Below are 13,466 nucleotides of genomic sequence, written 5' to 3' on the forward strand. Positions count from 1 at the left end.
AGGTCATCCTTTCACCGCGCCCGCCATGATGCCACTGACCAGCTGCTTGCCCGCGACCACGAAGAGCACGAGCAGGGGCAGGGTCGCGAGCACGGCACCGGTGAGCACGATCGAGTAGTCGACGTAGTAGCCCGACTGCAGCTGGCTGAGCGCCGTCTGCAGCGTCGGGTTCTGGGGGGAGAGCACGATGAGCGGCCAGAGGTAGTCCGTCCAGGCCGTCATGAAGGTGAACAGGCCGAGGATGGCCATCGCAGGGCGGGCGGCTGGCACACCGACGGTGAGGAAGGTGCGGAACTGGTTGGCGCCGTCCATCCTCGCGGCCTCGATGAGCTCGTCGGGGATGACGTCGACGAGGTACTGGCGCATGAAGAAGACGCCGAACGCCGTGACGAGGGTCGGGATGATCACCGCACCGATCGATCCCGTCCAGCCGAGCTCGCGCATCACCATGAACAGGGGGATGATGCCCAGCTGCGTGGGGATCGCCATCGTCGCGATGACGAAGACCATGAGACCGTCCCTGCCCTTGAACCTCAGCTTCGCGAAGGCGTAGCCGGCCAGGGTCGAGAACGTCACGACCGAGACCGTGATGATCGCGGAGATGAGGAAGGAGTTGCCCAGGGCCAACCAGAACGGGATGGCGTCGAAGACCTTCGCCGCGTTGGCGAAGAAGTTGCCACCGGGGATGAGCGGCAGGGTCTCGCCGCGCGTCGCGTTCGTGCCGCTGGCGACGACGACCGACCACCAGAGCGGATAGACGCTGCCGATGATGAAGGCGGCGAGCAGCCCGTAGGTCAGGAAGCCGGGACGGCTGCCGATGCCGGCGGTGCCGCCCGCCGCGCCTCGGCGACGGCGGATGCGCTCGGGGACGCTGAGGGCCTGGGTGGCGGTCATCGGGCGTCCTCCTTGAGGGCGGCGCGGGCGCGACGACGCGCGGCGCGGTTGCTGTTCTTTGGCGCATCACCGCTGGATATCCCGCGAGAGATGAGGAAGTTGATCACACCGATCCCGACGATCAGGACGAACAGGAGGATCGCGACGGCCGATGCTTCACCGAGGTCGCGGCGGAAGAACGCCAGCTCCCAGAGGAACAGCACAGTGGTCTGGAACTGGCGGTCGCTGCCGCCGATGCCACCGGCGGTGGAGACGTCGAACAGGCGCGGTTCGGCGAAGATCTGCAGGCCGCCGATGGTCGCCGTGATGATGACGAAGATGAGGGTGGGACGGATCGTCGGGATCGTGATGGAGAAGAACCGGCGTGCGGCCCCGGCCCCGTCGATGGCCGCGGACTCATAGAGGTCGCGCGGCACAGCCTGCATGGCGGCCAGGAGGATCAGCGCGTTGTAACCGGTCCATCGGAAGTTCACCATGATCGCGATCGCGATGTGCGACAGGAAGGTGTTGTGCTTCCACTCCTGGTCGGCGATGCCGATGAGGTTCAGCAGGTTGTTCGCCAGGCCATCGGCCTCGTTGAACACGCTGGAGAAGATGATGGCGACGGCGACCGGCGTCACGACGAACGGGATGAGCACGCTCATCCGCCAGAACGTGGGAGCGCGCAGTCCACGGTCCAGCAGGTAGGCGATCACCAGGGCGACGGTGAGCTGCGGGATCGCGGAGAGCAGGAAGATGCTCAGGGTGTTGAAGATGGAGTTCCAGAACATCCCGTCGCCGAGGATCTCGACGAAGTTGCCCCAGCCGACGAAGTCGCCCTCGCCCTTGAGCAGGTCCCACTCGTGCACGGCCACGTAGACGGTGTAGAGCAGCGGGAACAGCCCGATCAGGCCGAACAGCAGGAAGAACGGGGAGATGTAGAAGTACGGCGAGGCGTTCTGGTCGAATCGCGAGAGCCGGTGACGCCAGGGGCGCTTCGTCGCGGCATCCGCACCGGCGGACGCTGCAGCGACGCGCTCCTCGGAGGGAGCAGTGAGGGTCATGTTCGTTCCTTGTCGGGCGCGGATGGGGGATGCGTCGCGGAGCTCGCTGAGCTCGAAGCGCTCGCTGAGCCTGTCGAAGCGCCGGGGCGGCGGGCCGCTGAGCCCGCCGCCCCGGCTGTCACGGTCGGATCAGCCGACCAGGTCGCCGAGCAGCTGGATCGCCTGGTCCCAGGCGCCCTGCGTGTCGGTCTCACCGCGGTCGAGCGAGCTCAGCGCGGGGCCGAAGACGTTCTCCTGGATGACGGAGTCGTCCGCGCCCTTGAACTGGGCGACGACACCCTTCGCGCGCTCGGCGAGGATGGCGCCGGTCGGGGCGTCGTTGAAGAACTCGTTGGGCGTCGCGTCGGCGGCGAGGGTCTCCTGCGCACCGATCGTGGAGGGGAAGTTGCCCGCAGCGGTCGACTGCTTGACCTGCTGCTCGGGCTGCGTCAGCCAGTCGGCGAGCTCAGCAGCCGCCTCCTTGTGCGCGGAGGTCTCCGGGATCGACAGCCACGCGCCACCCCAGTTCGCCGCACCGCCGGGGAAGACGTCGGCGAAGTCCCAGCCGGTGGAGGCGTCGCCGCCGCCGGCCTCGACCTGACCCTGGACGACGCCGAGCATCCAGCCGGGGCAGACGAACGTGGCGAAGGTGCCGTCGACGAAGGACTTGCCGCCGTTCCAGTCCCAGGCGGTCTGCGCGGCGGACTGGCCGCCCTCGGTGGCTGCGCCCAGCAGCTCGAAGCGCTCCTTGAGCTCGGCGTTGCCCTCGACGTTCAGCTCGCCGTCGGCGGTGTAGTAGCCCTCGTCGAGCTGGTTGACCATGGAGTTCCAGACGAAGCCGGAGTGGTCGTACCAGGCCTTGCCGGTCTTGTCGGTGTACTCCTGACCCACGGCGAAGAAGTTCTCCCAGTCGCCCTCGAGCAGCTGCGCCACCGACTCGCGGTCGCTGGGCAGACCCGCGGCCTCGAGCGCGGGGCCGTTGTAGCAGATGCCGGTCGGACCGATGTCGGTGCCGTAGCCGATGACCCGACCGTCCGCGTCGGTGGCCTGCGCGTACTTCCAGTCCACCCAGTCGTCCTTGCGGTCCTCGATGCCGTAGTCCTTGAGATCCACGAAGGTGTCGGAGACGTCCATGATCGCGCCGAGCCAGCCCTCCTCGATCGCGACGATGTCGCTGAGGCCGGAGCCGGCGGCGATCTTCGTGAAGGCGTCGGTGCGGGCGTTTCCACCGGTGTCGATGTTCGTCGCCTCGATGGTGATGTTCGGGTGCAGTTCCTCGTACTCGGCGTAGAGGTCCTCGTAGCCGAAGGTGCCGAACGTGGTGATGGTCAGCGTGATGTCCTCGTCGCCGGAGCCGGCGCCGCCGGTGTCGGGGGTGCCGGAGCAGCCGGCGAGGGCGAGGGCGGAGACGGATGCCAGGGATGCGGTGATCAGCATCCGGCGCTTGGCGCGTGCGTTCACAGTGTCACTCCTTTGTGCGGATTGCAGTGGGGGGATGGTGCTTTCAGGCGATCGTGGGAGCGCTCCCACGATCTGAGGTGCAACTGTATGGGAGCGCTCCCATCGCTGTCAAGCCGATGACGGAGACCGGTGCTCGAGCGCGACGCGGGCGCGCGCAGATGCGCGGAGTACCCTTGTCCGGTGCCCTCCGCCGAACTCTCGCCCGAACTCGCCCGCGCCGAATCGCTGATCCGCAGCATCCCCGACTATCCGGAACCGGGGGTGCTCTTCCGCGACATCACCCCTCTGCTCGCGGATGCGGACGCGCTGCGTGCGACGACCGACGCGATCATCGAGCCCTTCGCCGGCCGGTTCGACGTCGTCGCAGGCATCGAGGCGCGCGGGTTCATCCTCGCCGGCGCCGCAGCCATCGCCGCAGGAGTGGGGCTCATCCCGATCCGCAAGGCGGGCAAGCTCCCCCGGCCTGCGGCATCCGTCGACTACGCCCTCGAATACGGCACCGCGACCATCGAGATGCACGACGACCTGCCCGCCGGATCCCGCGTGCTGCTCATCGACGACGTCCTCGCCACCGGCGGAACGCTCGCCGCTGGACGGCAGCTCATCGAGCGCCTCGGATCCCATGTCGCCGGCATCTCCGTGCTGTTCGAGATCGACGGCCTCGGCGGCCGAGACGCCATCGGCGACCTGCACACCGTCTTCCACGCCTGAGCCCCGCGCAAGGCGCAGCCCGCAGCCCGGTAGACTGACCGTGCCCGTCTTTCCGCGACTCCCGGCGTTACGAATCCTCGCTGCGCTCGTCGCTCAACGACCGATAGCCGCCGCCTGAGGCCGCCAGGAGGATCACATGCCCACCATCGTCGTCGACGTCATGCCCAAGTCCGAGCTGCTCGACCCGCAGGGGAAGGCCGTCGCCGGCGCCTTCGCGCGTCTTGGCGTCGAGGGCTTCAGCGGCGTCCGCATCGGCAAGCGCTTCGAGCTCGCCGTCGAGGGCGAGGTCACGGACGAACTGCTCGCCGAGGCGCGCCGCGTCGCCGACGAGGTGCTCTCCAACGCCGTGATCGAGGACGTCGTCGGCGTCGAGGTCGTCGAGTGACCGTCCGGATCGGGGTCGTCACCTTCCCCGGTTCGCTGGACGACCGCGACGCCCAGCGCGCCGTGCGCCTCGCGGGCGCCGAGCCGGTCGCCCTCTGGCACGGCTCGCACGACCTCGAAGGCGTCGACGCCCTCGTTCTGCCGGGTGGATTCAGCTACGGCGACTACCTGCGCTCCGGCGCGATCGCCGCCCTGTCGCCGATCATGACCGAGGTCAAGGACGCCGCCGCCAAGGGCATGCCCGTGCTCGGCATCTGCAACGGCTTCCAGATGCTCGTCGAGGCGCACCTGCTGCCCGGCGGCCTGATCCGCAACGACCACCAGCACTTCGTGCGCCGCGACCAGAAGCTCACGGTCGAGAACGCCGACACGGCCTGGACGAACGCCTTCGCGAAGGGCCAGGAGATCGTGATCCCGCTGAAGAACGGCGAGGGCGGCTACATCGCGTCCGAGGACACACTCGACAGGCTCGAGGGCGAGGGCCTCGTCGCCTTCCGCTACGCGGGCGTCAACCCGAACGGATCGCTGCGCGACATCGCGGGCATCACGAACGAGGCAGGCAACATCGTCGGGCTCATGCCGCACCCGGAGCACGCGACCGAGCCCGGCTTCGGGCCGGACACCGCTGCGGCCATGCGCTCCGGCGTCGACGGCCTCGACTTCTTCGCGAGCGCGATCGCTGCGGTCGCACGCGTCGCCGCGTAGCATCCACCACTGCGCGACACCTGTCGCTCGCCTCCCGGGCCGGGAGGGTCAGACGCCTGCGGGCGGCCAGACGCCGATGATCAGCGCCATGACCACGACCGTCACCAGCTCGTGGGCGATGTTCAGGGTGGTCAGCTGCGTCGGGCGCCCCTCGAAGGCGTCGTGCGTGATGAATCGTGCACCGGTGAAGCCGCCCCAGAGCATGATGGCGGTCACGAACGTGGCCGCGAGGAACGACCCCTCGTAGAAGTGCCAGGCGATGGCGGATGCTCCGGCGAGCACCCAGGCCGTTCCGAAGCTGACCAGCACGGTCGTCACGATCGGCCAGAGCGCACCCTGCGACGGGTTGTCCATGTCGATGCGCGCGAGCTTCGCCCAGCGCTTTCCGAACACCTTCTGGGCGTACCAGATCGAGCCGACGACCATGCTCGATGCCGTCGCCAGCAGCACGGCCCAGTAGTTGATCTCGGGAACCATCGCAGCCTCCGCTCGTCGAATGCCGCAACAGTACCGCGCGCCCGCGTCACGGGTCGATAGGGTCGAGGGGTGAGCCTCGTCGTGACCGTCCCCTCCGAACGCCTCGCCGCGGACATCGCGCCCGCCCCGGAGGGGGTGGAGATCCTCGTCTGGGACCTCGCCTCACCCGCCCCACGCGAGCGCATCGACATCGTTGTGCCCCCGTACATGGGCGGCAGCCGCCCGCTCGCCGCCCTCGAGGGCGTCGACGTCGGGCTCATCCAGGGGCAGTCCATCGGCTACGACGGCGTCGCAGCGAACCTGCCAGACGGCATCCCCTTCGCAAACGCCGCGAGCGTGCACGAGACATCCACCGCGGAGCTCGCCGTGGCGCTCACCCTGGCCGCGCAGCGTCACCTCCCCCGATTCGTGCGCGCCCAGGAGCGCGGCGAATGGGATCCCGTCTTCGCCCAGAGCCTCGCCGACCGCCGCGTGCTCCTCGTCGGATTCGGCGGCGTCGGCACGGCGATCGCCCGACGCCTCGCCCCCTTCGAAGTCGAGCTCTCGGCCGTTGCACGCTCGGCGAGGACCGAGACCGTCGAAGGCGTCGGCGAGATCGTCGTGCACGGCATCACGGAGCTCCCCGACCTCCTCCCCGACGCCGAGATCGTCGTGCTGAGTCTGCCCGGCGGCGCCGAGACGCAGCACCTCTTCGGCGCCGCGATGCTCGCGCGCATGGCCGATGGGGCGCTCCTGGTCAACGTCGGCCGCGGCTCGCTCGTCGACTCGGATGCCCTGGCCGCCGAGCTGCAGTCCGAGCGGCTGCGCGCCGCCGTGGACGTCCTCGAAGAGGAGCCGCTCCCCGCGGGGCATCCATTGTGGAGCGCGCCGGGCATCCTCATCGCCCCGCACGTGGGCGGCGCATCCAGCGCGATGAGCCCTCGCATCGCGCGTCTCGTACGCACCCAGATCGAGCGGATGCTGGCCGGCGAACCCCCTCTCAACATCGTCCTGAACGGCTGAGCCCCACCCGTCGCGCACATTGCGGTCGCCGAACTGTAAGCGCTTGCAGTAGGCTCATCGCATGACTGAGCTTGAGCAATTCGCCGCACCCGGTGCCGAGTGGTGGCGCAGCGCCGTGATCTACCAGATCTACCCTCGTTCCTTCGCGGACGCCTCCGGCGACGGCATCGGCGACCTGCCGGGCATCACCAGCCGACTGGACTCCCTCAAGGAGCTGGGCGTGGACGCCATCTGGCTGAGCCCGTTCATGACGAGCCCCCAGAAGGATGCCGGCTACGACGTGGCGGACTACCGCGACGTCGACCCGCTGTTCGGCACGCTGGCCGACTTCGACGAGATGGTCGCCCAGGCGCACGCGCGCAGCATCCGCGTCATCGTCGATCTCGTTCCGAACCACTCCTCCGATCAGCACGTCTGGTTCCAGGAGGCGCTGAAGGCGGCCCCTGGCAGCCGTGAGCGCGCCCGCTACGTGTTCCGCGACGGCAAGGGCGAGAACGGCGAGCTCCCGCCGAACAACTGGGAGAGCGTCTTCGGCGGAGGCATGTGGGAGCGCATCGTCGAGGCCGACGGGACGCCGGGCCAGTGGTACCTGCACATCTTCGACGCCACCCAGCCCGACTTCGACTGGACGAACGAGGAGGTCCGCGAGGAGTTCCGCTCGATCCTCCGGTTCTGGCTCGACCGCGGCGTCGACGGCTTCCGGGTGGATGTCGCACACGGCATGGTCAAGGAGGCGGGGCTCCCCGACTACGCGCCGGTCGCCGATGCCGACTCCATGGGCGGCGGCGAGGAGAACGTCCCCTATTGGGGCCAGGACGAGGTCCACGACATCTACCGCGACTGGCACAACGTGCTCGCCGAGTACGACGGCGACCGCGCGCTCTGCGGCGAGGCGTGGCTGCCCACGCTCGCGAAGACCGCTCTGTGGGTGCGACCCGATGAGATGCACCAGACCTTCAACTTCCCGTACCTCATGACGCCGTGGGATGCCGATCAGCTCGGCGCCGTGATCAGGGAGTCGCTGGAGGAGTTCGGCAAGGTCGGCGCGCCAAGCACCTGGGTGCTCTCCAACCACGACGTCGTCCGGCACGCCTCGCGGCTCGCGCTGACCGCGGACAACCCGCAGGGCGAGGGCATCGGCCCGAAGTCGCCCGGAAAGCCGGACACGGCGATCGGCCTTGCGCGCGGCCGTGCGGCGACGACCGTGATGCTGGCCCTGCCCGGTTCGGCGTACCTGTACCAGGGCGAGGAGCTGGGTCTTCCCGAGGCGATGGAGATCCCGGACGAGTTCCGCCAGGACCCGACCTGGTTCCGCACGAACCACGAGCGCTACGGCCGCGACGGATGCCGCGTGCCGCTGCCGTGGCAGGCCGACGCACCCGCCTTCGGGTTCAACGAGTCCGGCGCCTCCTGGCTGCCGCAGCCCGTCGAGTGGGCCGAGTACGCGCGGGATGCCGAGGAAGCAGACCCGACCTCGACGCTCGCGCTCTACAAGGAGCTGCTCCAGCTGCGCCGGGAGCACGCCCTCGGCACGGGTTCCCTGGTCTGGGAGGACCTCGGCGAGGGCACCGTGGCGTTCCGCCGCGGCGATCTCCACGTCGCGGCGAACCTGGGCACCGCCCCTGTCGAACTGCCGGCCGGTGCCACCGTCGTGGTGCAGAGCCAGCCGTTCAGCGGTACGACCCTCCCCGTCGACACGGCCGTCTGGTACACCACCGCCTGACGCCGCCGAGAAGCCGCTCTCCGCACGAGAGACCATCTCACCGTGGTCTCTCGTGCGGCTTCCGGTTCTCGCCGAGAGGAACACGGTACGACGCACGATGACCAGCATCGATGAGGTCGCGAAGCTGGCGGGAGTCTCCACCGCCACGGTGTCGCGCGCGCTCAGCGGACGGGGGCACGTCTCCGCCGCCGCCCGGGAGCGCGTCCTCGCCGCCGCCGACCAGCTCGGCTACGTCGTCTCCTCGCGGGCGTCGTCGCTCGCCTCCGGGCGCACCCGCAATATCGGGGTGATCGTGCCGTTCCTCGACCGCTGGTTCTTCAGCACGGTTCTCTCGGGTGTCTCCGACGCGCTCATGCGCGCGGGCTACGACATCACGCTCTACAACATCACGGCCGACCGCGATGTGCGCAAGCAGGTGTTCGACACGGCGCTGCGCCGTCAACGGGTGGATGCCCTCATCGCGGTCTCCATCGAGCTCGACGAGACCGAGACCGGTCAGCTGCTCGCCCTCGGCCTGCCCGTCATCGCGATCGGCGGACCCAACCCGCGCCTGGACACGATGATCGTCGACAACGTCGCGGTCGCGAGGCTCGCCACCGCGCATCTGCTCGGCCTCGGTCACCGCGACATCGCGCACATCGGCGCGAACCCCGAGTTCGATCTCGATTTCCACATCCCCACGCAGCGCCGGCAGGGCTTCGAGCGCGCGCTGGCGGATGCCGGGATCACCCCCGACCCCGAGTTCCTCGAGCCGGCGGACTTCACCGTCGAGGGCGGCTACCGCGCCGCCAAGCAGTTGCTCGGTCGCCCCGGACGACGCCCGACGGCGGTGTTCGCGGCATCCGATGAGATGGCGATCGGCGCGATCCTGGCCGCCCGCGACCTCGGCTTCCGCGTTCCGGAGGACCTCTCTGTCGTCGGCATCGACGGGCACGAGCTCGGCGAGTTCTTCCGGCTCACCACGGTCGACCAGTTCCCGATCGGCCAGGGCGAGCGCGCCGCGCAAGCCGTGCTCGCGAAGCTGGAGGATGCCCAGCCGTCGGCCGCGCACCGCGAACTGCCGTACGAGCTCATCGTCCGGGGGACGACGGCGAGACTCGCACCGGTAGACTGAGCGCAGGAGTGTCGGGAAGCCTGGTCGACGCCGAACAGCCGACCGCTCCGAAGGGCCTTCATGCCGCAGCTCCCCTCCCGCATCCGCAGCTTCTTCCCCACGACATCGCGGGCGGAGTCGCTCCGCGTCAGCGAGATCCTCCGCAAGGAGACCGTCGGCGGAATGCTGCTCGTCGCGCTCGCCGCCGTTGCGATCATCTGGGCGAACTCACCGTGGGCCGATGGCTACTTCGCGCTGCGGGACATCGAGATCGGCTACGAGCCGTGGCATCTCCGGCTCACGATCGGACAATGGGCGGCGGACGGGCTGCTGGCGATCTTCTTCTTCCTCGTCGGCCTCGAGCTCAAGCGGGAGTTCGTCTCCGGTGATCTCCGTAACCCGGCGACCGCGATCGTGCCCGTCGTCGCCGCGATCGGCGGCGTCGCGGTGCCCGCGGTGATCTACACGGTCATCGTCGCCGGCGCGAGCGACATGACGCACGGATGGGCCATCCCGACGGCCACCGACATCGCCTTCGCCGTCGCCGTGCTCGCTCTCATCGGCTCGCACCTGCCCAGCGCGCTGCGCATCTTCCTGCTCACCCTCGCGGTCGTGGACGACCTCATCGCCATCGGGATCATCGCGATCTTCTACACCGCCTCGATCGAGCTGATCCCCCTGCTGCTGGCCGTCGCGGCGATCGTCGTCTACGGCGTGATCGCACAGCGCCACCGGATGTTCTTCGACGTGCGCCCCGCGGCCGCATGGCTCATCCTGCTTCCGCTCGGCTTCATCGCCTGGGCGCTCATGCACGCCTCCGGCATCCACGCCACGATCGCCGGTGTGCTGCTGGGCTTCACGATCCCCGTGCTGCACAAGAAGGCGGATCGCTCCGAGGATGCCGGGCCTGGCCTGGCCGAGATCTTCGAGCACCGGTTCCGTCCGCTGTCGACGGGCTTCGCGGTACCCGTCTTCGCGTTCTTCTCCGCCGGCGTCGCGATCGGCGGGATGGAGGGATTCGCGTCCGCGCTCAGCGACCCCGTGCTCATCGGCATCGTGCTCGGCCTCGTCGTCGGCAAACCGCTGGGCATCACAGCTGCGACGTGGATCATCACCCGCATCCGGAAGGTCGATCTCGACCCCTCGCTGCGGTGGGTGGACATCGCCGGCGTCGGCGTGCTTGCCGGCATCGGCTTCACCGTGTCGCTGCTCGTCGCCGAGCTGAGCTTCGCCGCCGACAGCCCGCACCACGATCACGCCAAGGTCGCGATCCTCAGCGCATCGGTGATCGCGGCCCTCGCCGCATCGATCGTGCTCGGCATCCGCAATCGCCGCTACCGGAACGCCGAGCTCGCCGCCGCGGACTCCTAGCCGCTCAGGCCGCCGGCAGGGCGTGGAAACGGCGGTCGTGGTACACGACGGGGCTGCCCGCCGGACCCTGGATGACCTCGATCACCTCGGCGATCACGACCGTGGAAGAGCCGACGGACACGGTGTGCAGCGGACGGCAGCGCAGCGCGGCCCTCGCCGCGGCCAGGTGCGGCTCGCCCGACTCCAGGGCCGTCCAGCCCTGCTCGGGGGTGAAGCGTTCGGCACCGGAGACGGCGAAGTTCTGCGCGAGGTCGGCATGCTCGGCATCGATGAGGTGCACGACGAAGGTGTCGGCCCCGAGGATCGCCCCTGCGCTTCCGGTGGCGCGGGTCACCGAGAACATGATCGCCGCAGGGTCCACGGCGACCGAAGCCACGCTGGAGGCGGTGAGACCGACCGGCCCCTCGTCCGTCGACGCGGTGATGATCGCGACTCCCGCCGGGTGCGCGCGGAAGGCCGCCTTGAGGCCCTCGCCGACGGGAGTCGGCTCGGGAGCGCCGGGTGCTGCAGAGGTCATCGGGTTCCTTCGTTCTCGTGCGCGTCAGCGATACGCTAAGACCTCAAGTCTACTTGAGGTCAAATCGAGGAGAGCGGGATGCCGAGGGACGCCGAGCCGGCAGCGGACGACCTGCTGACGATCGGCGAGATGAGCAGGCGCACCGGCGTCGCAGCATCCGCCTTGCACTTCTACGAGCAGCTGGGGCTCATCGCGTCCAGCCGCACGCCGGGAAACCAGCGACGCTACGCGAGGCACATGCTGCGCCGGGTGTCGCTCATCACGGTCGCGAAGCGCCTCGGCATCCCCCTCGGCGATGTGCAGGAGGCGTTCGCCGACGTGCCGCTGACGCGAACGCCCAGCCATGCGGAGTGGCAACGGGCGTCCCGGCGGTGGAAGCGCGACCTCGAACGGCGTCGGGAGGGAATCGAACGGCTGGAGCGCGAGCTGACGGGCTGCATCGGCTGCGGATGCCTGTCGATGAAGGCCTGCGGGCTGCTCAATCCGGATGACGCCCTCGGCGCCTCCGGCACCGGTCCGCGCCGCCTCGGCGAGTAGGCCGGCGTACCGGGCTCAGGCCGGCGGGAAGCCGCCCGTGAGACGCCCGTGGAACCGGCCGCTGGCCTCGTTCAAGCCGACGAGCTGCACCTCGATGCCGCGTGCGGCGTACTTCGTCTGGATCGCATCGAGGGCGGCGACGGTGGAGGCGTCCCACACGTGCGAGCGCGAGAGGTCGATGACCACGTGCGCCGGATCCTCCGCGTAGGAGAACTGGGTGGTCAGGTCGTTGCTCGAGGCGAAGAACAGCTCGCCGTCGACGACGTAGTGCGCGGCATCGCCGTCCACGGTGCGGGTGACGGTGACGACGTGCGCCACACGCCGGACGAACAGGACCGAGGCGACGAGCACTCCGCCGACCACGCCGATCGCGAGGTTGTGGGTGAGGAGCACGAGCACCACGGTGGCCACCATGACGAAGGTCTCGCTCTTCGGCATCCGCTTCAGCGTCGACGGACGGACGCTGTGCCAGTCGAAGGCGCCGATCGCGACCATGATCATCACCGCGACGAGAGCGGCCATCGGGATGGTCGCGACGAAGTCGCCGAAGACGACGACGAGCAGGAACAGGAAGATCCCCGCGCAGAAGGTGGAGATCCTGGTGCGGGCGCCGGACTCCTTGACGTTGATCATGGTCTGGCCGATCACCGCACAGCCGCCCATCGCGCCGAACGCCCCGGAGAGGATGTTGGCCGCGCCCTGCGCCCACGACTCCCTGGACTTGTTCGAGCGGGTGTCGGTGATCTCGTCGACGAGCTTCGCCGTGAGCAGCGACTCCATGAGCCCGACGACGGCGACGCCGAGCGCGAAAGGCGCGATGATCGAGAACGTCTCCCAGGTCCATGGGATGTCGGGGAGGAAGAGCGAGGGCAGGCTCCGCGGCAGCTCGCCCTGGTCGCCCACCGTCGGGACGTTCAGCGCGAAGACGAGCACGACAGCGGTGACGATGATCACGGAGATGAGCGGGGCGGGGACCACCTTCGTCAGCCGCGGCATGACGAGCATCACGAGGATGCCGAGCACGACGAGCGGGTACACCAGCCACGGCACGTCGATGAGCTGCGGGAACTGCGAGCTGAAGACGAAGATCGCGAGCGCGTTCACGAAGCCGGTCATGACGCTGCGCGGGATGAAGCGCATGAGCTTCGCCACGCCGAGCACACCGAGCACGACCTGGAAGACGCCCGCGAGGATGATCGTCGCGATGAGGTAGTCGAGACCGTAGGTCGGGGCGATGGGCGCGACGACGAGCGCCACGGCTCCGGTCGCCGCCGTCACCATCGCGGGACGCCCGCCGAGGAACGCGATGGCGACCGCCATGATGAACGACGAGAACAGGCCCACCTTGGGGTCGACGCCCGCGATGACGGAGAAGGCGATCGCCTCGGGGATGAGCGCGAGACCGACGACGAGCCCCGCCAGCACCTCACGGGTCAGCATCCGCGGGCTCTTCAGCGCATCGAGGACGGTGGGATGCGCGCGATAGCGGTCGACGGATGTCATGGATGCTCCTGGGGGTGTTCGCCCGAGCGGGCAGATCCAGGTTAGCCTCAGGACGATCCGGACAGA

14 protein-coding genes are annotated in these 13,466 nt (G+C 69.2%); 8 read left to right on the forward strand and 6 right to left on the reverse strand.

What is annotated here, in order from left to right:
- Positions 1-3: 3 nt before the first annotated feature.
- The 3 genes from ACWGJP_RS04320 to ACWGJP_RS04330 all read right to left on the reverse strand — a co-directional run bounded on the left by ACWGJP_RS04320 (position 4) and on the right by ACWGJP_RS04330 (position 3,377).
- Entirely contained in the window at positions 4-894 is an 891-nt protein-coding gene (locus tag ACWGJP_RS04320; RefSeq protein ID WP_452328516.1) for a carbohydrate ABC transporter permease, read from the reverse strand.
- Positions 891-1,937, reverse strand: coding sequence for a carbohydrate ABC transporter permease (locus tag ACWGJP_RS04325; RefSeq protein ID WP_452328517.1), 1,047 nt, complete (start codon positions 1,935-1,937; stop codon positions 891-893). Before ACWGJP_RS04325 ends, ACWGJP_RS04320 begins: the two co-directional genes overlap by 4 nt.
- 129 nt (positions 1,938-2,066) lie before the next feature.
- A complete protein-coding gene (locus ACWGJP_RS04330) occupies positions 2,067-3,377 on the reverse strand; it encodes an ABC transporter substrate-binding protein (protein ID WP_452328518.1) in 1,311 nt (436 codons plus the stop codon).
- Positions 3,378-3,557: 180 nt separating this feature from the next.
- On the opposite strand from ACWGJP_RS04330, the gene ACWGJP_RS04335 reads away from it, so the two are divergent.
- The 3 genes from ACWGJP_RS04335 to purQ all read left to right on the forward strand — a co-directional run bounded on the left by ACWGJP_RS04335 (position 3,558) and on the right by purQ (position 5,177).
- Positions 3,558-4,088, forward strand: coding sequence for an adenine phosphoribosyltransferase (locus tag ACWGJP_RS04335; protein ID WP_452328519.1), 531 nt, complete (start codon positions 3,558-3,560; stop codon positions 4,086-4,088).
- 136 nt (positions 4,089-4,224) lie between these two features.
- Positions 4,225-4,473: a phosphoribosylformylglycinamidine synthase subunit PurS gene (purS, locus tag ACWGJP_RS04340; RefSeq protein WP_452328520.1), complete on the forward strand. Its 249-nt coding sequence runs from the start codon at positions 4,225-4,227 to the stop codon at positions 4,471-4,473.
- On the forward strand, positions 4,470-5,177 hold the full coding sequence (purQ, locus tag ACWGJP_RS04345; protein WP_452328521.1) for a phosphoribosylformylglycinamidine synthase subunit PurQ: 708 nt from the start codon (positions 4,470-4,472) through the stop codon (positions 5,175-5,177). Before purS ends, purQ begins: the two co-directional genes overlap by 4 nt.
- 48 nt (positions 5,178-5,225) lie before the next feature.
- Here purQ and ACWGJP_RS04350 read toward each other — a convergent pair whose 3' ends face one another.
- The gene (locus ACWGJP_RS04350) at positions 5,226-5,654 is read right to left on the reverse strand and encodes a DUF1761 domain-containing protein (RefSeq protein WP_452328522.1); all 429 of its coding nucleotides are present in this window, start codon (positions 5,652-5,654) and stop codon (positions 5,226-5,228) included.
- Positions 5,655-5,723: 69 nt separating this feature from the next.
- Here ACWGJP_RS04350 and ACWGJP_RS04355 point away from each other — a divergent pair, with 69 nt between their 5' ends.
- The 4 genes from ACWGJP_RS04355 to nhaA all read left to right on the forward strand — a co-directional run bounded on the left by ACWGJP_RS04355 (position 5,724) and on the right by nhaA (position 10,843).
- Positions 5,724-6,656 carry a 2-hydroxyacid dehydrogenase gene (locus tag ACWGJP_RS04355; RefSeq protein ID WP_452328523.1) on the forward strand — a complete coding sequence of 311 codons (933 nt, stop codon included), beginning with the start codon at positions 5,724-5,726 and terminating at the stop codon, positions 6,654-6,656.
- A gap of 61 nt (positions 6,657-6,717) precedes the next feature.
- Positions 6,718-8,379 (forward strand): glycoside hydrolase family 13 protein, encoded by a 1,662-nt coding sequence (locus ACWGJP_RS04360; RefSeq protein WP_452328524.1) that lies wholly within the window; start codon positions 6,718-6,720, stop codon positions 8,377-8,379.
- Positions 8,380-8,476: 97 nt separating this feature from the next.
- Entirely contained in the window at positions 8,477-9,493 is a 1,017-nt protein-coding gene (locus tag ACWGJP_RS04365) for a LacI family DNA-binding transcriptional regulator (protein WP_452328525.1), read from the forward strand.
- A gap of 60 nt (positions 9,494-9,553) precedes the next feature.
- The gene (nhaA, locus tag ACWGJP_RS04370; RefSeq protein WP_452328526.1) at positions 9,554-10,843 is read left to right on the forward strand and encodes a Na+/H+ antiporter NhaA; all 1,290 of its coding nucleotides are present in this window, start codon (positions 9,554-9,556) and stop codon (positions 10,841-10,843) included.
- Positions 10,844-10,847: 4 nt separating this feature from the next.
- Here the strand turns inward: nhaA and ACWGJP_RS04375 are convergent, their stop codons facing one another.
- Positions 10,848-11,360, reverse strand: a complete 513-nt coding sequence (locus ACWGJP_RS04375) for a flavin reductase family protein (protein WP_452328527.1) — start codon at positions 11,358-11,360, stop codon at positions 10,848-10,850.
- 78 nt (positions 11,361-11,438) lie between these two features.
- Here ACWGJP_RS04375 and soxR point away from each other — a divergent pair, with 78 nt between their 5' ends.
- Positions 11,439-11,897: a redox-sensitive transcriptional activator SoxR gene (soxR, locus tag ACWGJP_RS04380; RefSeq protein ID WP_452328528.1), complete on the forward strand. Its 459-nt coding sequence runs from the start codon at positions 11,439-11,441 to the stop codon at positions 11,895-11,897.
- A 15-nt stretch (positions 11,898-11,912) separates the two neighbouring features.
- Here the strand turns inward: soxR and ACWGJP_RS04385 are convergent, their stop codons facing one another.
- Positions 11,913-13,400, reverse strand: a complete 1,488-nt coding sequence (locus ACWGJP_RS04385; protein WP_452328529.1) for a SulP family inorganic anion transporter — start codon at positions 13,398-13,400, stop codon at positions 11,913-11,915.
- Between the last annotated feature and the right edge of the window lie 66 nt (positions 13,401-13,466).

The sequence above is a fragment of the Microbacterium sp. NPDC055903 genome (assembly GCF_053615555.1).